Here is a 19,488-nt window from a genome sequence, read left to right on the forward strand (position 1 = left end):
TTTTTCGGGAACTTTCCTATTAAACAGGAGCCAATGGAAACTTATGTGCGCAGTAACGGCCAAACCAAAGTCCGACCAATAGGGACAACTGCAGGGCGGACTCGAACCAAATGGGCCCATTTGATGGCAAGTGTACCAGAATAAATGACATTTTGGCCACAATGAACAGAGATATCAAAAAGTGCGGCCATACATTGTCCCTGATCACGATCAAGGATGCAATGAAACCGGCAATACTTGCCGATGCAAAAGTGGACAGTCCCGCCATGAAGAGTTCCACATCCGAAGAAGAACAGAGATTCAACCCATTAAAGATAATATCTCTTGAAAGTGTATTGTACAGGATCAGTGCAAGCCCCCCTACAAGAGTGGCCAATACCGAAAGAAGAATTCGGGTACGGGATGTCATGACTAATTAAGTGGTTTTTGGTTGTCTTCGTTTTTTGATAGTCAAAAATTAGACATATGCCACTGGCCATGATTCCTTTTTAACATGGAATTAGGTTAAACTTTGCTAAATATGCACGGAAGGGCTGCTTTTGACCTCATTGATCACAAAGGAACTCTGGGTATTTCCAATGTTGCTGATGGCCGTGAGCTTGGTGACCATAAACTCCCTATATGTTTTCATGTCCTTTACATTCACCTTGATAATGTAGTCATAATCCCCTCCAACATGATAGCACTCCGACACCTCATCCAACTTCAGGATCTCCCGTTCAAACTTCAGGACATTCTCTTTTATGTGTTGTATCAGTCGAATGTGGCATAATACGGTGAAATTACGTTGCACCTTTTCCTTGTTGACCAATGCGACATAGCTTGTAATAATGCCCTCCCGCTCCAATCGTTTGATGCGCTCATACACCGCTGTTTTTGACAGTTGCAGGATATCGGCGTAATACTTTGTGGTCCTTTTGCAATCTTCCTGTAACAGTTCCACTAATTTTTTATCAATGGCATCCAGTTTCATTCTGATATATTTTCACCAAACATAATCAATTTTAAATTGATTAAGAACAATATTCTAGAATAGCAGCATTCTATTGCACTAAGTTCTATATTTGAAGATTTTGGTTGATACATCATCTACATATAGGTATCTTTATAAAAAAATTTATATCATGGACTACAAGGCTGCAGAGAACATTCAAGATTTACAGTATTTTGGTGAATACGGCGGGGTAAATCCTTCCATTTCGGATTCTTCCACCTATACATTTCTTTCCGCCAAGACTATGTTCGACACTTTTGAAGGAAACACAGAAGGTTGCTATCTATACAGCAGGCACTCCTCCCCTTCCAATCTCTATTTGGGCGAAGCCATGGCCCAACTTGAAGGAACGGAGTCCGCCAACGTGTTTGCCAGTGGTATGGGAGCGATAAGTGCCGTTATCCTTCAACTTTGTGATGCCGGTGACCATATCGTCTGTAGTCGCACCATTTATGGAGGAACCTATGCCTTTTTGAAAAACTTTTTGAAGAAGTTCAATATTTCCACCTCTTTTGTGGACATTACCGATTTGGAAGTTGTTGAAAAATCCATTACCAACAAAACCAAGATGATCTATTGTGAAGCCATTAGCAACCCTTTATTGGAGATAGCCGACATAAGGGCGCTTTCCAAACTTGGCAAAAAGCATCGATTGCCTTTGGTGGTGGACAACACCTTTTCGCCATTGAGCATCAATGCGGCGCAATTGGGTGCGGACATCGTGGTGCACAGCCTCACCAAGTTCATCAACGGAAGCAGCGATTGTGTTGCCGGGGCCGTTTGTGCTTCTACCGATTTTTGTCTTTCCCTGAAAGATGTAAATGATGGTGCAGGTATGCTTTTGGGAAGTACATTGGACAGCCTAAGGGCCGCTTCCATACTTAAAAACATGCGTACCCTACATATTCGTATCAAAAAGCATAGCGAAAATGCCCATTATCTCGCCCAACAATTGGAACGGGATGGCCTTAAAGTTGCCTACCCCGGACTTAAAAGTCATCCGGGCCATGAAACCATGAAAGGCCAAATGAACGACGAATACGGATTTGGCGGGCTTTTGACCTTGGATGTCGGCTCCCTTGACAAAGCCAATGCACTTATGGAACTCATGCAACAAAAAAAGTTGGGCTATTTGGCCGTGAGCCTGGGCTTTTACAAAACACTTTTCAGTGCTCCCGGAACTTCCACATCTTCGGAAATACCCATGGAGGAACAAGAGGCTTTAGGACTTTCCCAAGGACTTATCCGCTTTTCCATTGGTCTTGACAACGACATCCACAGTACATACATGGCCATGCGCGCTTGCATGGAAACCTTGGGCATTTTGGCAAAAGATTCCGCTATGGTTTAGACAAGACTTCTGTTAGGGTTTGGAGAACAAGGCTCAAAATTGTAATATTACCCTTTACCAAAACCAAACCCAATGCCAAACAAGGAAAAAAAACCGAAGTATAGACAGAACGAAACCATCATAGAAAATCGGGAACTGAACATTTGGGAGGCAATGATCCCAGTTTTTGCACTGGTGGGCATGTTGGCATATAATGTCTACGTTTTTGGTGACGATGCCCTGAGTGGCTCCAACCAATTTATTCTGCTTCTGGGAGGTGCCGTAGCCGCCATCGTAGGTTTCTTCAACAAGGTTTCCTATAAACAAATGATAGCCGAAGTTGCAGAAAATGTTCGATCCACCACGGGTGCCTTGCTCATTCTTTTAATGGTTGGTGCCCTATCCGGAACTTGGTTGGTGAGCGGAATTATCCCGGCGATGATCTATTACGGCCTTCAAATTCTTAATCCCACCATCTTTTTGGCTGCTTGCGTGGTTATCTGTGCCATTATTTCCATAGCAACCGGAAGTAGTTGGACGACCGCCGCAACCGTTGGTATTGCCTTGATAGGAATAGGCGAAGCATTGGGCATCTCTTTGGGAATGACCGCAGGTGCCGTGTTATCGGGAGCCTATTTCGGTGACAAAATGTCCCCACTGAGCGACACTACAAACTTGGCGCCCGCAATGGCAGGAGGTGATTTGTTCTCACATATTCGCTATATGACCTATACGACCGTTCCTACCATAAGCATCACATTGCTGGTGTTTATCATTTTGGGTTTTACCGTGGATGCATCGGGCGTTACAGATACGGATACCATATTGGCCAATATAGATGCAGCCTTCAATATCAATGGTTGGCTATTCTTAGTGCCGGTTGTGGTAATCTTTTTAATTGTCAAGAAAGCACCCCCGCTTATGGCTTTACTCATAGGAACGCTTTTGGGTGGTGTGTTTGCCCTTATTTTCCAGCCAGACGTCATTGCTACCTTGGGAGGCAGTCCATCGCTGACTTTTGAGTCCGGATACAAAGGAATTTTGAATGCCATAACCGTTGATACCAATATCGCCACAAGTGACCCAGCGCTTAATGATCTTTTCTCCTCGGGAGGCATGGCCGGTATGTTGGGCACTATCTGGCTTATTGTCTGTGCCATGGTTTTTGGCGGAATCATGGACGGAATTGGTGCACTGGAACGCATTACACAATCCCTTTTGAGCATGGCCAAAACAACATTTGGCCTTTTTGCCAGCACCGTCGGAAGTTGTTTGGCGCTTAATGTGACCGCTTCGGACCAATATTTGGCTTTGGTGGTCCCTGGTAAAATGTTTGCCAAAGCATACAATGATAGAGGATTGGCCCCAGAAAATTTGAGTAGGACCCTGGAAGATTCCGGTACGGTGACCTCCGTTTTGGTGCCATGGAACACCTGTGGGGCCTATCACAGTGGCGTACTGGGCGTTGGTGTCGGGGAATATTTTCTTTATGCCATTTTCAACTGGCTCAGCCCGTTCATGACCTTATTGTTTGCCGCACTAAAAATCAAAATCAAACAACTGGCCACACCATCCGCTTCAACGGTCTAAATTTTGGATAAATTTAAAACGGTTGGGTATGATGGTCAAGATTAAAATTTTACCTTCACGGTTTTAATCAAAATCCAAAAAAATGGCTTCAATAACTCTTGGTGGCAACCCGGCCAAAACCGTTGGGGAACTGCCCGCAAAAAATACAAAAGCACCTGATTTTAAACTGACTAAGTCCGACATGTCAACAGTTTCTTTGTCCAACTACAAAGGTTCAAGATTGGTGCTCAATATTTTCCCCAGTGTGGACACCGGGGTATGCGCCCAATCCGTTAGGGAATTCAACAAAAGAGCTTCGGCATTGGAAAATACTAAAGTCCTCTGCATATCCAAAGACCTGCCCTTTGCCCAAAACAGATTCTGTGGCGCGGAAGGTATTGAAAATGTGGAGATGCTTTCTGACTATAAAACTGGAAAGTTTGGGCAGGACTACGGCGTCACCTTTGCAGATAGTGCCTTTGAGACCCTATTGTCTCGTTCAATCGTCATAGTAAACGAAAATGGGCAGGTGGTCTACACTGAGCAGGTTCCAGAAACCGGTAATGAACCCAACTACGATGCCGCTTTGGAAGCTTTGCTGAATGGCTAGGGAATCTTTCTTTAAAAACCGGATTCGGAGTATTGGCTATGCTTTCAAGGGTTTGTTCCTTTTGATAGCAACAGAATCCAGCATACAGATCCAACTGGTTATAGCCCTGTTGATAACCGGTGCCGGGTTCTATTTTCAAATATCCAACACTGAATGGATCGTGCAGATGCTGGCCATAGGAATGGTGATGGGTGTTGAGGGAGCCAACACGGCGATTGAAAAATTATCCGATTATGTGCAACCAAAGAACGATCCCAAAATCGGTTTGATCAAGGATGTCTCGGCTGGAGCCGTCATGATTGTTTCCATTGCCGCTAGTATTGTCGGGCTTATCATTTACCTGCCAAAAATCATCTGATTGGTGCCCTAATTGAACTGGAGCATCCTAAATTTGTAACTTAGCCCCGGAATTAACAAGAGTAATGGCAAAAAAGAGGACAAAATCCAAATCTACTTCCTCCAAAAAAAGTTTTACGCTAAAACTTTCAAAGCAGAACAAGATCATCTTTGGCAGTTTGCTGATTGTATTGAGCATCGCGCTTTTCTTTTCCTTTCTTTCCTATTATTTTACCTGGCAGGAAGATCAAAGCCTGCTATCCGAATTTAAGGACCGAAATGCACAGGCCAGCAATTTGTTGAACAAGTTTGGCGCCTCCGTGAGCCACTTTTTTATGTTCAAGGGTTTTGGTCTGGCTTCTTTTGCGTTTCCTCTGCTCTTGGCGATAACTGGACTTTATCTTTTTTTGGGATTGAACGGTAAAAGTCTTTTGGGAAAATGGATTTGGGGATTGGTCGGAATAATCTGGGTTTCCATAGCCCTTGGCTTTTTTGCAATGGAACAACCCCTTTTGGGCGGACTCATCGGGTTTGAGATGAATGATTTTCTCCAAGATTATACCGGAAAAATTGGCGTGTTGCTGCTACTGCTTTTTGTGTTGATTGTGATTTTGGTACGCCTATTCAACTTCACTCCAGAGGGATTTGCCAATTTCTTTCGCTCACAGCGACGAAAAATCAAATCTGACTTTGGGGGTGCTGAGGTGGCTGATGATTTGGATGAAAGCAGTATTGAGCTGAGCGTGGATGCCGATGCCGAACAAAAATTGGCGGACACCTATACCCACAGAAAAGATATACCTCCCTTACAGAGCGAGGCAGGTCTGGATGTGAACCTTCCTGAGGAGGATGATCCTGAAATTGACCTAAAAGTGGAGCAGGTAGCCGAGGAAGAGGAAGAAAAGGACATAAAAGCCGCCAGGTTGGTCAAGGATTTTGGGGAATTTGACCCAAAACTGGAACTGGGAAATTATAAGTTTCCCCCGCTGGACCTACTGGACGCACATGGTGCTTCTGGAGGTATTACCATCAACCAAGAGGAACTTGAAGAAAACAAGAACAAAATTGTAAGTACCCTCAAGAATTATAAAATTGGCATTGCCCAAATAAAAGCGACCATTGGCCCCACCGTTACCCTTTATGAAATAGTCCCTGAGGCGGGAATACGGATTTCCAAAATAAAAAATCTGGAAGATGACATAGCGCTGTCCCTTGCTGCCCTGGGCATACGGATTATTGCTCCCATACCCGGAAAAGGTACCGTAGGTATCGAAGTTCCGAACAAAAATGCCACTATAGTTTCGATGCGTTCCGTAATTGCCTCAAGTAAATTCCAGAAAGCGGAGATGGAACTTCCGATCGCCTTTGGAAAGACCATCAGCAATGAAACATTTGTGGTGGACCTTTCCAAAATGCCCCATTTGTTGATGGCGGGTGCCACGGGACAGGGAAAATCTGTGGGATTGAATGCCGTGATCACCTCCATTCTATACAAAAAGCATCCGGCGGAAGTTAAGTTTGTATTGGTGGATCCAAAAAAAGTGGAGCTTACCCTTTACAACAAAATTGAAAGGCATTTTTTGGCCAAACTGCCAGATTCCGAAGAAGCCATCATTACCGATAACAATAAGGTGATCAATACACTGAACTCCCTTTGTATTGAAATGGACAATAGGTACGAGCTTTTGAAGATTGCCATGGTGCGCAACATCAAGGAATATAATGTGAAGTTCAAGGCGCGCAAGCTCAACCCCAATGATGGTCACAAGTACCTGCCCTATATTGTGTTGGTAATCGATGAGTTTGCCGACCTCATCATGACAGCCGGCAAGGAAGTGGAAACCCCCATTGCCAGATTGGCACAACTGGCGCGGGCCATTGGAATTCACCTGATCATAGCAACCCAGCGACCTTCCGTAAATGTGATCACGGGTATCATCAAGGCTAATTTCCCGGCCCGAATTGCCTTTAGGGTAACTTCAAAAATAGACTCCCGTACCATTCTGGACACCCAAGGGGCCGACCAACTTATTGGTAGGGGCGATATGCTTTTCACCCAAGGCAATGATGTTACAAGGCTTCAATGCGCCTTTGTGGACACTCCGGAAGTGGGCAAAATAACCGAATATATCGGGTCGCAGCGAGCATATCCCGAAGCCCATATGCTTCCGGAATATGTGGGAGAGGATTCTGGCACGGGTATTGATTATGACATTTCGGAAAGGGATGCCATGTTCCGCGAAGCGGCAGAGGTGATCGTGACCTCCCAGCAAGGTTCCGCCTCCCTAATCCAAAGAAAATTGAAATTGGGGTATAACAGGGCCGGGAGAATCATTGACCAACTGGAGGCTGCCGGAATCGTCGGTCCATTTGAAGGAAGCAAGGCACGGCAGGTGTTGATTCCGGATATTTATGCCCTTGACCAATTATTAGCGAACGAAACAAAATAATGCCATGATAAAAAAACAACTTCTTTTCCTTGCGCTTTTGGGATCAATACTCATTTCCCATGCTCAAAATTCATCCAAAGCAAAAGCCCTCCTGGACGAAGTCTACAACAAAGTGATGGGCTATGACAACATCCATATCGATTTTTCCTCCACCCTGGAAAACACCGAGGCCAATCTTAAGCAAGAGACCAATGGCAATGTTACCTTGGATGGGGAAAAATATCTGTTGAACTATTTTGGGGCAAAACAACTTTATGATGGTAAGAAAGTGTATACCGTGGTCCCAGAAAATGAGGAAGTGACCATTGAGGATGTAAACGAGGACGAGGACAACGTGAGCCCATCAAAAATGTTGACCTTTTACAAGACGGGGCACAACTATCACTGGGACATTCTGCAAAATGTGGGCGGAAGAAAGATCCAGTATGTGAAATTGGTTCCGATTGATTCCAACACCGAGATCAAATCGGTGCTTTTGGGCATCGATTCGGAGACAAAGCACATCTATAAACTCATACAAACCGGTAAAAACGGAACCAAGACCACCATTACCGTTAATTCTTTCAAAACCAATCAACCCCTTTCCAGCGGACTCTTTACCTTTAACGAGAAAAAATACGAGGAAGAAGGGTATTACATCATAAGAAACTAGGCGTTGAAAATACTTGATCGCTATATATTATCAAGATTTCTTTACAATTTCTTTAGTTCATTCTTTATTCTTATAGTCATATTCATTTTTCAGGGGATATGGCTATTTATAGATGATCTGGCCGGAAAGGGATTGGGGATTGTCATCATCGGAAAGTTCATTTTCTATTTTATCCCTACCCTGGTGGACAAGGTTCTGCCACTGACCGTACTGCTCTCTTCCATCCTTACCTTTGGTACTTTTGCCGAAAACTATGAGTTTGCTGCCATGAAGGCATCAGGAATTTCCCTGCAACGAGGCATGCGGAGCCTCATTGTTTTTGTGCTTTTTCTGGGCGTGATCACTTTTTTCTTTGCCAACAACATTATCCCGAAATCGGAACAGAAAATGTTCAACCTGCGCCGTAATATTGCCAAGGTAAAACCGGCAGCCGCCATTACGGAAGGGGTTTTCAGTGATTTTGAGGGGACCGGACAGGGCATGAACATAAAGGTGGAACGAAAATTCGGGGAGCAAGACCGGTTTTTGGAAAACGTGATCATCCACAAAAAGACCAATCAAAGTGTGAACAACACCGTCATCAAAGCACAGTCGGGGGAGTTGATCAGCAGTGAGGAATCCGATATCATCCAACTTGTGCTGAAGGATGGCCATTATTACGAAGAACTCAAACCAAGCAAAAGTACAGAGAGAAGAAAGCATCCGTTTGCCAAATCCAAGTTTGAAACATACACCATCAACATAGATATTTCAGAGTTGAACGACCAAGACCTGGAAGAGGACCAGAACATCACCACCGATAAGATGAAAAATGTGGTCCGCTTGATCAAAGACATCGATTCCCTCGGAAAAAACAACGTGGAAAAAGTGGAGGCTTTCTCCAAAAGCATTACCAGCAGAATGGGTGCCTTTCCTTTACCTGAAAAAAAGGACAGTTCCCTTGTAAAACTGAACGAAATTGTTTCATTGGACAGCCTTACCAAACAGCCCGTGGATACCATCAATAGTATTGAAGGGCTCCTGGGCAGCCTTAAGGTATGGCAGCGCTCGCAACTGGTGAACAACGCCAAAAATTCGGTCACTGGAGTCCTAAACACCGTAAAATCGAAAAAGGAAGAGCTGCAAAAGCGCTTCAAGTTCTACAACAGCCATATCCTTTCGCTGCACAAGAAATATGCGCTTGCACTTTCGTGCATTATCCTCTTTTTTGTGGGAGCTCCCTTGGGAGCCATCATTAGAAAAGGTGGGCTTGGACTTCCTATGGTCGTTGCCATTATGCTATTTTTGACGTATTATTTTATTGGCGTTTTTGCTGGCAACTATGCCAAGGAGGGCAACATACACCCAGCCTTGGGCGCATGGCTCTCCACCCTGATCATGCTTCCGCTGGGCATTTCGCTTACCAAGAGGGCCACTGCGGACAAAGGACTGTTCGGGTTTGGACATTTGTTCGATGTATTGAAGCAATTTATTGGCAAGTTTGCCAAAAAGACAAAGAAAGCATAGATGGTATTTAAGGATAAGAAGATACAGCTTGACGCTATTGAAGAGGCGATTGCCGATATTCGACAGGGCAAGGTTATCATTGTGGTCGATGATGAGAATCGGGAAAACGAAGGCGATTTTGTGGCGGCTGCCGAATTGATCACCCCAGAGACCATCAACTTTATGGCCAAACACGGGCGTGGACTAATATGCACCCCACTTACCGAGGGCCGTTGCAAGGAATTGGGATTGCATAAAATGGTGACCCATAATTCCGACCCCCTTGAGACCGCCTTCACCGTTTCGGTAGATTTGAGGGGCAATGGGGTAACCACTGGTATCTCAGCTGCGGACCGCGCGAAAACCGTATTGGCACTCACGGATAACTCCACCAAGGCACACGAACTGGCCCGACCCGGTCACATTTTTCCATTGATTGCGAAAGAGGGCGGTGTGTTGCGACGAACAGGCCATACGGAGGCGGCCATAGATTTTGCGCGTTTGGCAGGTCTGCAACCCGCTGGAGTGATTGTGGAGATCATGAACGAGGATGGTAGCATGGCCCGCCTGCCGGAGCTTATGAATGTGGCCAAGAAATTTGACCTCAAAATAGTTTCCATCGAGGATTTGATTGCCTATCGGATGGAGCATGACAGCCTCATAGAACTCAAAGACGCCTTCGACATCAAGACCCGGTTCGGGGATTTTCGACTACGGGCCTATCAACAGACCACCAATGACCAAGTACACATAGCATTGTTGCGCGGCACTTGGAAAAGCGGGGAACCTGTGCTCACCCGTATCAATTCCACATTGGTCAACAACGATATGTTGGGCACTTTGACCAACAATCCCGATGAGGTGCTCCACAATATGTTCAAGGCATTGAACAAGGAAGAAAAGGCTGCCATGATCTTTATTAATCAGGAAAGCCAATCCATAAATCTTTTGGGGCGTCTTGCGGAGTACAAAAAATTACAGGCCCAAGGCATTTACAATGCACCAAAAATTGAAATGGACACCAAGGATTTTGGTATTGGTGCACAGATCCTACACGACCTCAACATTTCAAAAATTCGATTGTTGACCAATTCCGGAAAAACGCGTCGTGTTGGAATGGTAGGTTACGGTCTGGAGATTGTGGAGTATGTAAACTACTAGAGAGCACTTTTTATGGCCTCAGCCATTTTCTGGGCTCTTTGTTCCACTTCGGTTGCAGTCCAGCCCAATTTAATCAAACAGGAAATGGTGCGGCCCATCCAATGGTCCGAGGCTGAAAAATCAACTTTGGAAAAATCCTGAAGTGAATCCAACACTTCTTTCGGCAATTTGCCCAAGGACTTTGCTTCGGTCAAATGTTCCCATTTCCGATAATAATGCCAATTGTTGTCATACCAATAGAAACAGCCATCAACGCCATTTTCACCAAGACTGCGATGCGCCCTGCGGGCCAATTTCTCCGTGGGAAGAAAGAAATTGAGGAACGAATGGTTTTCTTCCCCGCCTTCCGGAACCCTTCTAAAAGTGATCTCAGGGATTTGGGACAGGGTCTCCCTAAGGATGTTGTAGTTTCTTTTTTGTATGCCGATGAATTCATCCAGCCGGGCAATCTGTGCCAGCCCCACAGCGGCATTCAGTTCGGAAATCCGAAAATTGTATCCTAAAAACGGATGCGCCTCCGCTCCCCTATCATTTCCCAAATGGTCATGGCCATGATCGGAGTACTTGTGGGCATTTTCATAATAGTTTTTATTATTGGTGATGACAGCTCCTCCCTCGCCACAGGTGATGGTCTTGACATAGTCAAACGAGAAACAGCCCAAATCCCCGATACTACCCAAAGGTTTTCCCTGATAACTGCCCCCAATGGCCTGACAGGCATCCTCCAATAACAGTAGCCCATATTTCTTACAAATGGATTGCAGCGCCCCCAAATCGGCCATGGAACCACACATGTGTACGGGCATAATCACTTTGGTCCTTTCCGTTATGGCTTTTTCCACAGCGTTGGGGTCCAAGGTCAACGTATCATCGATATCCACTAAAATGGGGACCGCCCCCAGCATCAAAATGGACTCAAAACTGGCCACAAAGGTAAAGGTGGGCATGATTACCTCATCCCCCGCTCCCACTCCAGCACCGGCAAGAGCAACAGTAAGGGCCGAAGTACCGCTACTGGTTAGGTGTGCATGGGACACTTGCATCCGTTGGACAAGAGCATCTTCCAGCGACTTGGCTTTCCAATGTCTTTTCCGCATGCCATCGAACCCGTAACGCATAAGCACCCCGGAATCCAGAACGTCGTTTACCTCTTTTCTTTCTTTATCTCCAAAAAGTTCAAATCCAGGCATATCTTTCTATGTAAAAAACCACAGTTTAATGGCCATGGCAATTACCATGATGACCAAAAATGTTTTAATGAATCCATCTCCTTTGTTCACCGATACCCTACTGGATACCCATCCACCGCCACCTGTGCCAATAGCCAAGGTAAATCCGGCCAACCAATCCACTTTATCATTTATGACAAAAACCGCCAGCGCGGAAATTGTGTACGCCAAGACTACCGATACTTTGGTTGCGTTGACCCGTACCAGGTTCATCCGGTTTACGTAGTGCAAAAATAATATGATCACAAAACCTATCCCGGCATTGATGAACCCGCCATATATTCCAATGAAGAAAAAGGCAATGATGCCAATCCACAGGTATTTTCCCGTGATGCGCTCGGTAAGCTCCTCTACATTGATCTTTGGTTTAAATATGATGATGACCACCACGGCTATCATCACGATGGCTAAAATGCGATTAAAAGTCTCCCCTTTTATGTCCACCGCTATCTGGGCACCGATAATGGACCCGAGCAAGGCTGAAATCCCCAAATAGGCATTGAATGGGAAGGTGGATACCCCTTTACTCTTGAATCCAGCAGTGGCGAGCGATGTTTGGATAATTATGGCCACGCGGTTGGTGCCATTGGCAACACTGGGCGGCAATCCCAAAAATATAAGGGTTGGCAGGGCCAACAACGAGCCTCCTCCAGCTATGGTGTTGATAAAGCCTACGGCAAAACCAACTATTATCAATAATGCGTAGTGATACCAGGCTTCCACAGCGTAAAAATAAGCGAAGCGACACAAACGTAAGCGGGTAATTGAAAATATTGCCGTTTAATTTGGAGACATATAGGTTGAACAGACCCTCTTTTTTTAAAAAAATCCGTTTTGTAGGAAATATAAACTGAAAAATGGCGTTTACCATCTCTACAACTAAAAATTAGTATATCATGAAAAAAGCAACATTGTTATGTTTATTGTTAACCTTGACCATGGGTTCATCCATTTTTGGGCAGGGAGATTTTAAGGCTGGAGCACATCTTGGTTTGCCTATTGGTGATGCCGGTGACCTAGCTACCTTTGCCATCGCTGTGGACCTTGGATATTTGTTTGATATAAGCGATGAATTCTCAGCTGGACCTGCTATTGGGTTTTCCCACAGCTTTGGTGATGAAGTTTCCGTGGGAGGATTTACCTTTGAAGTAGAAGACGTTCAGTTTCTTCCCATTGGCGGAGAGGCTCGTTACGCTTTTGACGACTTCTTTATCGGTGGGGGCCTTGGTTATGCCGTTGGTATCAATGATGGGAATGATGGAGGTTTCTACTACAGCCCTAGGTTTGGATACAACGTTTCCGATAAGGTGGCCATAATGGCAGCATATCGTGGCGTTTCTTTGGACGGTGGTTCGTGGGACATTATCACTGCCGGGGTTGAAGTTAACCTGAACTAACGATAGATCATTTATCATATTGGAACCCGGTTCTTTGAAAGAACCGGGTTTTTTTATTGTCGTCTGTTCCATAAAGGTTTTTAAAATCCATTTGGGCCACAGTATTTGTTGAAATTGAAAAAAACCTTTTTACAAACGCAAAAGCTTCCTATATTTGCACCCGCTTAGGAGGAATGGCAGAGTGGTCGAATGCGGCAGTCTTGAAAACTGTTGAGGGTCACACCTCCGGGGGTTCGAATCCCTCTTCCTCCGCCAGTATTTTTTTGAAAGCCCCTATTTTGGGGCTTTTTTATTTTGGGTGACAATCTGGGTGACAGAACTCTTAATTTTATTTTGTTTTCGAAATAGCTCTAGAAAAGTGAAAGCTTCAAACTTTTTTTCTTAAAAAGACTTCTCTTTTCTTGTAAAGGAGATAAAATGTTCAAAATAGGTTAGAAAGCGCACTACAGAATTGCAAAGAGTATGAACTGGATATGTCAGAGGTAAGAAAGGCCATTTCTGTTATAAAATAATTACATTTCGCTAACACGGTTTATAATTATTAATTGCGGACGGAATTTCCAAGTGGAAATTCCTGCAATAAATTACTTTTAAAGTCAAGCGAACATTTTCCGTTGAAAAAGTCAGCAACTAGTTATAAGCGAATCATTGATGTGCATGAAAAATGAACCCATTTGAAAGTATAAATCCGAAAATCGGTTTACAAAAAGATGTAAAAAGCCCATTTTTTGGTCGGTATCGATTAGTGTTTAATCAAGTAACTCCTTTTAGGGAACTTTCATTTAATAGAGTGTTCATAAAAGTAAATTCCAATGCGATTGAGGAGGTAAAAAATAGATATGATTTACTTCCAAAACATCTAAAACATCAAATTCAATGCTACAATCAGGGAAATATCAGAAATAATGAAATCATTGCAATTGATTGTTTTGAAGACGATGATTGGTTCTTGTGTTTGGATATGACAGGGGATGTTGCGTTTATTCCAATGTATAATTTTTATTTTGCGCTTAAGGGTTTAAGTAATTACTTAGAAAATTCTCATTTTTTCATTTTTTCGTCAGGTGATATGGATAACCGATGGATTGATGAGTATAAAATTCTTGACGGAGAATTGGAACTTTCAAGAAATGAAATGGAAGCAGAGTCTTTTTGGGGATCAATTATCTATTACCTAAAAGAGGCTATTAGGCTAAATACAAACGAATTCAAAAGGTTTGCCGCATTTCAGTTCTACGATTTACTTTTTGATAACAAATATTGTTATAGAGAGTTGGGAGAGGATGGGAAAGCATATGACGAATTTGGCCAGGAAATCACGTATGATATACAAGAACATATTCAAACGATGAATGTCCAGGAACTAAACGCAATAAACAAATCGCTCAAGCTGCTATTCAATCTCAAACTGGACAATAATTTGAAGGGGGAACTCAATAAATTGTTCGCATTTGATTTATTGGATTACAAACGTCGTAACAAAAAATAAACGTTAGTAAGACGTGCATTTATTCTGGCCGTTATAATTAACTTGAAAATGACCATAAAACCATTACTAGACTATTTCGAAAAATATCTTCCCTTAAGCGAAGAAGAAAAGTCCTTTGTGGAAGAAGTTTTCAAAGCGCGGAGGGTAAAACGAAGGCAATTTATTCTTCAGGAAGGTGATGTGTGCACGCATAACACATTCGTGACTGAAGGATGTTTCAGAATGTACATGATTGATGAAAGAGGCAAAGAGCATAACCTGCAGTTTGCCATTGAGAATTGGTGGATCGGTGACATTGGCAGTTTTCATTCCGAAGAACCGACTAAACTATGTATAGAAGCCTTGGAAAACTCAATTGTCTTTCAAATCAAAAAAGAAGATCAGCTCAAACTCTTTGTGGAGTACCCCAAATTCAACCGCATTTTTAGGGTGTTCACAGAAAATGCCCTTGTAAGCGCCCAACGCAGAATCCTTCAGAACATCAGTTCAACCGCCGAGGAGCGGTATTTGGATTTTTTAGAACGCTATCCACATTTCTTCAATAGAATCTCCAATGTTCAGATTGCCTCTTACCTAGGGGTAACACCAGAGTTTCTCAGTACCATTAGGAAGAAGATCGCCAAATCTTAATCCACATTAAGGTTCTTTCTTAAACTACCATATAGGTAAGCATGGTGATGATTCCAGACCTTTGTCTCAAACAAAAAACAAAGGCAATGAAACATTTTTTGATACCAACGTTGGCACTACTCCTGATGACTTCATGCGGTGAAAACAAAAATCAGGAATCAAATGAAAAATTAACCCAAAAAACAGAAATCATGGAAAAGCAAGAAAAGCAAAAAATAGAAGCGCTATTGAGCGAATACCAGAAGTCATTGAACACATCAGATTCCAAATTGGCGCAATCACTTTACACAAAGGATGGAATATTTATGCCAACAGAGGCCCCCTCTGGAATTGGAGCAGATGGCATATTGAAGTCCTATGAATACGTTTTCTCCCAAATCCAATTGAACATAGAGTTTTTCGTTGAAGAAATCGAAGTGGAAGGAAACATGGCATTTGCAGTAACGAGCTCAAAAGGAACTGCGCTGATACATGCCACGGGCGATACCATCCCCGAAGCGAACAGAGAACTCTTCGTATTTGAAAAGGTTGATGGGAAATGGAAAATTGCCCGATATATGTTCAACAAAACAGAACCAAAAGGATAAAAACTGTTAAAACTTTGGACAAAGGCGGTAAGGTTAACAGCGTTGTTCAAAGAACACTGCATTAAATTAACCGACTTGGTAGCGGCTTACAAGTGATGTACCTTGAAGCCGCTACCTTTTTTATAAGAGGCCTTTGCCTAATGCATAAGAAATCACTACGCTTTCACGCCTATAGTATTTTGCAATAGTAATCTACAAAATGAGTTGGGCAACAAAAACATTTTCGCCCCAATCAGACGCTCTAAACATTTGATTTTTTCATTTCGCCCAAAACCTTGCTAAATTTGTAGACATTCCGAAACATTTGAAAACTGAACAATCGTTAAAATGGACCAAGTAATATTTGATTTCTTATCAAAGTATATTGACCTTACGCAGCAGGAAAAAGCGATTATATCGGAACAAAAATTCATAAAATCATTCAAAAAAGGTGCAATCCTATTACGCGAAGGAGAACTGGCCAATGAATGCTTTTTTATTCTTAAAGGTTGTATTTACAGCTACTATTTAGTTGATGGTGAAGTGAAAGTGACCGAGTTCTTTACCGAAAAACAACCTATTACCCCCGTGAGTTATACCACCAAGGAGCCCTCGCAATACTATGTGGAGTGTCTGGAAGATTGCATTGTTTCCATTGGATCCCAAAAAAGAACCGAAGAAATAATGAAAAAAGTTCCCAGATTAGCCGCTATGGGACCAAGTGTACTTGAGGATGAATTGGCATCCCAAAGAATGAAATATGATAATTTCATAAAGCTGAGCCCGGAAAAACGCTATTTGAATCTACAGGATAAATCTCCCGAACTTCTTGAAAGGATACCTCAATATTTGATTGCCAGTTATCTGGGCATCAAACCCGAATCTCTTAGCCGCATTCGTAAGCGTATTCTCAAATAATCAAAATCCCTTTGTTCCCGACAACAATTTTCATGGGGACAACCGACCGTTATTTCTTAACCCAAGTCAATGTAAAACGAATCTTGGTGTTCCAATTTTGCAATTCAAATTTTAGCTATATGAGAAAAAACAAAACTGAAACACGGTCACTGTTGTCCACCCTATGGATTTTTGTATTGTTGAACATGATCTTTAGAGATCTTCACCAATTCGCAAGCCAAGGTTTTATTGAGGAACTAATGTCCCTGGACATATCGGAAGAACTTGTCCTAGTTTTTGGGTTTATTCTGGAAATTCCCATTTTAATGGTGCTTCTTCCCAAAGTATTGAGTGATGTTGCCAACAAATGGGCAAACATTGTCGCCGTGATCGTCACCTCCTTTGGGATGCTAAGTGTGCTGCCTTCAGTGGATTTGGATGACATCTTTTTTATGGTGATGGAGTTTATGGCTTTGATAGCTATAGCAATGATTGCTTGGAAACTGCCTGCACTGAATCCAACAAACCAGACCAGAACATAATGGGTTCAAAAGGAAAAATCCAATCACCATCACTTAAATTGTTTTTTGTCATCACAACATGGGCTTGGATGGGGATTTTTATGCTGTCATTAGCTGGTTGCGCTACGCATCGTGCCATTCGGCTTAGAAATAAGAGCCTAAAGGAATGGGAAACCAACCAACGAAGTATGGATGGAAAAACTCCAATCAATCAAAAGGATGCACAATCTATTCCCGAAAAGTCAAGGATTCGAAGTTCAAAGAGTTTAAGATAACCGGAAAGATTGATGCTCCTCTGGAGCAGGCTGCCATGCACTATTTGAAAAAAAGAATCCCTGTGGTTCCCATATTTGTAAAAGGAACGTTGTTACAAAAGTTTTGGGCAATCCGCAGAATGAACATTTCTCGTTTTTGATCTATGATATGCCATTCCCCATTTAGCACAATGCCCTGTACCAACGATTTGAGCACATTGCAAACCCCACCTCAAACATGATAAAGATAACTTAGACCCAAGATCGAGAATCTGGCTGGATGCACTAGCCATCTGTTGAACTGCACAAAACATCGTTAATCGGCACTAATTGATTTTGAACACGCCCATAGGTTAAAATAAATTCGATGAAATACACTTTTTTATCGTTAAAATTGAAAACCTATGAAAAATTGATAAGTATCCACTACTAGTCTTTTCCCAACTTTGTCATGTATTAACCCCCAAATCCCAAAATCATGACACGAGCAATAACCTACAGCCTGACCTTATTTATCGGAATGTTCCATTTAGGCCAGACCATGGCACAAAACCCGATGAAGTTTGAAAACAATGAAGAAATAGTGCAGAACCAATATAATGGTGGAAGTTTTTCCACACTGGAAGGTTACGTTCCGTCCATGTCTGTTACCCAAGATGGAAACACCGCCTATTTCAGCAGCTCCGACCAACAGAAACCATTATATGGCCTATTCTCTAAAAAAGAGGTAGTGCACGAAATCTACCGAGCGGAAAGAATAAATGGGAAATGGACCAATATCACCAAATTAGAGGTCTGTCCAAAATATGCCTCAGCCAAACACCCCACCATTTCCGATGACGGCAAGCGTTTGTTTTTTGCATCCAACATGAAGGGTAGCTATGGAAAATATGATATCTATGTGGCCGATATAAAACCTGATGGGAGCCTTGGCGTATCCAAAAACCTAGGTCCAAAGGTAAATACCAAAGAAGATGAACTATATCCAAACCTGTATAACGGAACCCTTTTGTTCTTTGCCTCCGAAGGCAGGGATGGATACGGAGGCCTAGATCTGTATGCTACCCAAGTGGCCCACAACAGCCTTACCCCTTCCGTTAATCTTGGAAGCCATATTAACAGCAGCAGAGACGACTATGCAATCCAGTTGGATATTGAGCAAGGATTGAGCTACGTGGTATCCAACCGGGGCGAGAACCATACCATTGAACAAGTCACGATTGCCTATAGGAGCAAGCCCGTGGAAGATACCATGGTGGCCTATAACGATGAAGACCTTGACAAAGCTTTGCGCACAGAAACCACATACGAATATACCAGCACTTCGTTTGAGGATTAAAAACACTAAAATAAATCGGTCCGCTACCTGAGGGTTGATCTGATTTTGTCAATTGCCGAGATACTAAACATTTTTGACCCATGATAAACTACACAGGGGGAACTGACACTTTATCATAGAAAGCGGGTTGTATTATTTCATCCGGACCGATTTTGTCGAGAATAGGATGCTCCAAAAGGGCATCCTATTTTTTTTGTAAAACACCATATCAGCCTCTTTTCTACAATCCAAACCTTCACTTTTTTTGCAGTGGAGTGTTTAAACATGAGCATGCATTTGAACGAAAAACGCCACAAAAAATTCTCCCGAAGGGAAAAAAAACCTAATTTAATTCTTGAAATAATACAAACCCAAATCTTATACTCATGAAAAAAGCTACGTTTCTTAGTGCAAGGCCAAATCCCCCAAACCTAAAAAGGGTCCGTTTTTAACGCGCACTAAAAACCTTTTCTAAACTACATTGATTAATCCTTTTTAAAGGATTGTTATCAGCATGTCCATCAAGGATATGGGCGCTGGTAGACTGATTTGTCCTGTTATTTGGTTGGCAGAACAACGAAGTCCCATCCCCTATTCCCT

20 protein-coding genes and 1 tRNA gene are annotated in these 19,488 nt (G+C 43.0%); 17 read left to right on the plus strand and 4 right to left on the minus strand.

Annotated features, from left to right (window positions below; translation table 11 throughout):
* Positions 1-19: 19 nt before the first annotated feature.
* Positions 20-409, minus strand: a complete 390-nt coding sequence (locus K7G75_RS11095; RefSeq protein ID WP_222984315.1) for a hypothetical protein — start codon at positions 407-409, stop codon at positions 20-22.
* Positions 410-514: 105 nt separating this feature from the next.
* Positions 515-973 (minus strand): Lrp/AsnC family transcriptional regulator, encoded by a 459-nt coding sequence (locus tag K7G75_RS11100; RefSeq protein ID WP_222984316.1) that lies wholly within the window; start codon positions 971-973, stop codon positions 515-517.
* 151 nt (positions 974-1,124) lie between these two features.
* On the opposite strand from K7G75_RS11100, the gene K7G75_RS11105 reads away from it, so the two are divergent.
* The 8 genes from K7G75_RS11105 (at position 1,125) to ribB (ending at position 10,587) form a co-directional block, all read left to right on the plus strand.
* Positions 1,125-2,345, plus strand: a complete 1,221-nt coding sequence (locus K7G75_RS11105) for an aminotransferase class I/II-fold pyridoxal phosphate-dependent enzyme (RefSeq protein ID WP_222984317.1) — start codon at positions 1,125-1,127, stop codon at positions 2,343-2,345.
* A 72-nt stretch (positions 2,346-2,417) separates the two neighbouring features.
* On the plus strand, positions 2,418-3,914 hold the full coding sequence (nhaC, locus tag K7G75_RS11110) for a Na+/H+ antiporter NhaC (RefSeq protein ID WP_222984318.1): 1,497 nt from the start codon (positions 2,418-2,420) through the stop codon (positions 3,912-3,914).
* Between the two features lie 82 nt (positions 3,915-3,996).
* A complete protein-coding gene (tpx, locus tag K7G75_RS11115; protein ID WP_222984319.1) occupies positions 3,997-4,503 on the plus strand; it encodes a thiol peroxidase in 507 nt (168 codons plus the stop codon).
* On the plus strand, positions 4,496-4,861 hold the full coding sequence (locus K7G75_RS11120; protein ID WP_222984320.1) for a diacylglycerol kinase family protein: 366 nt from the start codon (positions 4,496-4,498) through the stop codon (positions 4,859-4,861). Before tpx ends, K7G75_RS11120 begins: the two co-directional genes overlap by 8 nt.
* A gap of 64 nt (positions 4,862-4,925) precedes the next feature.
* On the plus strand, positions 4,926-7,289 hold the full coding sequence (locus K7G75_RS11125; RefSeq protein WP_222984321.1) for an FtsK/SpoIIIE family DNA translocase: 2,364 nt from the start codon (positions 4,926-4,928) through the stop codon (positions 7,287-7,289).
* A 4-nt stretch (positions 7,290-7,293) separates the two neighbouring features.
* Positions 7,294-7,941: an outer membrane lipoprotein periplasmic chaperone LolA1 gene (gene lolA1 / locus K7G75_RS11130; RefSeq protein WP_222984322.1), complete on the plus strand. Its 648-nt coding sequence runs from the start codon at positions 7,294-7,296 to the stop codon at positions 7,939-7,941.
* 3 nt (positions 7,942-7,944) lie between these two features.
* On the plus strand, positions 7,945-9,447 hold the full coding sequence (locus K7G75_RS11135) for an LptF/LptG family permease (protein ID WP_222984323.1): 1,503 nt from the start codon (positions 7,945-7,947) through the stop codon (positions 9,445-9,447).
* Complete coding sequence (gene ribB, locus K7G75_RS11140) at positions 9,448-10,587, plus strand: 3,4-dihydroxy-2-butanone-4-phosphate synthase (protein WP_222984324.1); 1,140 nt, start codon at positions 9,448-9,450, stop codon at positions 10,585-10,587.
* On the opposite strand, the gene K7G75_RS11145 is transcribed toward ribB, so the two are convergent.
* Together K7G75_RS11145 and K7G75_RS11150 are read right to left on the minus strand one after the other, a co-directional pair.
* Positions 10,584-11,777: a DegT/DnrJ/EryC1/StrS family aminotransferase gene (locus K7G75_RS11145; protein ID WP_222984325.1), complete on the minus strand. Its 1,194-nt coding sequence runs from the start codon at positions 11,775-11,777 to the stop codon at positions 10,584-10,586. The two genes, ribB and K7G75_RS11145, sit on opposite strands and share 4 nt — an antisense overlap.
* Positions 11,778-11,783: 6 nt before the next feature.
* Positions 11,784-12,539, minus strand: a complete 756-nt coding sequence (locus K7G75_RS11150) for a sulfite exporter TauE/SafE family protein (RefSeq protein ID WP_222984326.1) — start codon at positions 12,537-12,539, stop codon at positions 11,784-11,786.
* Positions 12,540-12,712: 173 nt separating this feature from the next.
* Between K7G75_RS11150 and K7G75_RS11155 the strand changes: the two genes are divergently transcribed.
* From K7G75_RS11155 to K7G75_RS11195, 9 genes are all read left to right on the plus strand, one after another.
* The gene (locus K7G75_RS11155; RefSeq protein WP_222984327.1) at positions 12,713-13,213 is read left to right on the plus strand and encodes an outer membrane beta-barrel protein; all 501 of its coding nucleotides are present in this window, start codon (positions 12,713-12,715) and stop codon (positions 13,211-13,213) included.
* 167 nt (positions 13,214-13,380) lie between these two features.
* A tRNA-Ser gene (locus tag K7G75_RS11160) sits at positions 13,381-13,468 on the plus strand.
* Between the two features lie 409 nt (positions 13,469-13,877).
* A complete protein-coding gene (locus K7G75_RS11165) occupies positions 13,878-14,702 on the plus strand; it encodes a hypothetical protein (RefSeq protein ID WP_222984328.1) in 825 nt (274 codons plus the stop codon).
* Positions 14,703-14,750: 48 nt separating this feature from the next.
* Positions 14,751-15,332 (plus strand): Crp/Fnr family transcriptional regulator, encoded by a 582-nt coding sequence (locus K7G75_RS11170; RefSeq protein ID WP_222984329.1) that lies wholly within the window; start codon positions 14,751-14,753, stop codon positions 15,330-15,332.
* Positions 15,333-15,523: 191 nt separating this feature from the next.
* A complete protein-coding gene (locus K7G75_RS11175) occupies positions 15,524-15,919 on the plus strand; it encodes a YybH family protein (protein WP_222984330.1) in 396 nt (131 codons plus the stop codon).
* A 327-nt stretch (positions 15,920-16,246) separates the two neighbouring features.
* Positions 16,247-16,816, plus strand: a complete 570-nt coding sequence (locus tag K7G75_RS11180) for a Crp/Fnr family transcriptional regulator (RefSeq protein WP_222984331.1) — start codon at positions 16,247-16,249, stop codon at positions 16,814-16,816.
* A 119-nt stretch (positions 16,817-16,935) separates the two neighbouring features.
* A complete protein-coding gene (locus K7G75_RS11185) occupies positions 16,936-17,337 on the plus strand; it encodes a DUF6326 family protein (RefSeq protein WP_222984332.1) in 402 nt (133 codons plus the stop codon).
* A gap of 145 nt (positions 17,338-17,482) precedes the next feature.
* Positions 17,483-17,731: a hypothetical protein gene (locus K7G75_RS11190; RefSeq protein ID WP_222984333.1), complete on the plus strand. Its 249-nt coding sequence runs from the start codon at positions 17,483-17,485 to the stop codon at positions 17,729-17,731.
* Positions 17,732-18,048: 317 nt separating this feature from the next.
* Positions 18,049-18,909, plus strand: a complete 861-nt coding sequence (locus K7G75_RS11195) for a TolB-like translocation protein (protein WP_222984334.1) — start codon at positions 18,049-18,051, stop codon at positions 18,907-18,909.
* The last annotated feature ends 579 nt before the right edge of the window (positions 18,910-19,488 follow it).

It is taken from the genome of Flagellimonas meishanensis (genome assembly GCF_019880545.1).
GTDB lineage: Bacteria > Bacteroidota > Bacteroidia > Flavobacteriales > Flavobacteriaceae > Flagellimonas > Flagellimonas meishanensis.

Excerpts from the sequence above, each read along its gene's own strand:
- K7G75_RS11095 (WP_222984315.1), bottom strand. The coding sequence starts at position 409 with ATGACATCCCGTACCCGAATTCTTCTTTCGGTATTGGCCACTCTTGTA.
- K7G75_RS11100 (WP_222984316.1), bottom strand. The coding sequence starts at position 973 with ATGAAACTGGATGCCATTGATAAAAAATTAGTGGAACTGTTACAGGAA.
- K7G75_RS11105 (WP_222984317.1), top strand. The coding sequence starts at position 1,125 with ATGGACTACAAGGCTGCAGAGAACATTCAAGATTTACAGTATTTTGGT.
- nhaC (WP_222984318.1), top strand. The coding sequence starts at position 2,418 with ATGCCAAACAAGGAAAAAAAACCGAAGTATAGACAGAACGAAACCATC.
- tpx (WP_222984319.1), top strand. The coding sequence starts at position 3,997 with ATGGCTTCAATAACTCTTGGTGGCAACCCGGCCAAAACCGTTGGGGAA.
- K7G75_RS11120 (WP_222984320.1), top strand. The coding sequence starts at position 4,496 with ATGGCTAGGGAATCTTTCTTTAAAAACCGGATTCGGAGTATTGGCTAT.
- K7G75_RS11125 (WP_222984321.1), top strand. The coding sequence starts at position 4,926 with ATGGCAAAAAAGAGGACAAAATCCAAATCTACTTCCTCCAAAAAAAGT.
- lolA1 (WP_222984322.1), top strand. The coding sequence starts at position 7,294 with ATGATAAAAAAACAACTTCTTTTCCTTGCGCTTTTGGGATCAATACTC.
- ribB (WP_222984324.1), top strand. The coding sequence starts at position 9,448 with ATGGTATTTAAGGATAAGAAGATACAGCTTGACGCTATTGAAGAGGCG.
- K7G75_RS11145 (WP_222984325.1), bottom strand. The coding sequence starts at position 11,777 with ATGCCTGGATTTGAACTTTTTGGAGATAAAGAAAGAAAAGAGGTAAAC.
- K7G75_RS11155 (WP_222984327.1), top strand. The coding sequence starts at position 12,713 with ATGAAAAAAGCAACATTGTTATGTTTATTGTTAACCTTGACCATGGGT.
- K7G75_RS11165 (WP_222984328.1), top strand. The coding sequence starts at position 13,878 with ATGAACCCATTTGAAAGTATAAATCCGAAAATCGGTTTACAAAAAGAT.
- K7G75_RS11170 (WP_222984329.1), top strand. The coding sequence starts at position 14,751 with ATGACCATAAAACCATTACTAGACTATTTCGAAAAATATCTTCCCTTA.
- K7G75_RS11175 (WP_222984330.1), top strand. The coding sequence starts at position 15,524 with ATGGAAAAGCAAGAAAAGCAAAAAATAGAAGCGCTATTGAGCGAATAC.
- K7G75_RS11180 (WP_222984331.1), top strand. The coding sequence starts at position 16,247 with ATGGACCAAGTAATATTTGATTTCTTATCAAAGTATATTGACCTTACG.
- K7G75_RS11185 (WP_222984332.1), top strand. The coding sequence starts at position 16,936 with ATGAGAAAAAACAAAACTGAAACACGGTCACTGTTGTCCACCCTATGG.
- K7G75_RS11190 (WP_222984333.1), top strand. The coding sequence starts at position 17,483 with ATGGGAAACCAACCAACGAAGTATGGATGGAAAAACTCCAATCAATCA.
- K7G75_RS11195 (WP_222984334.1), top strand. The coding sequence starts at position 18,049 with ATGACACGAGCAATAACCTACAGCCTGACCTTATTTATCGGAATGTTC.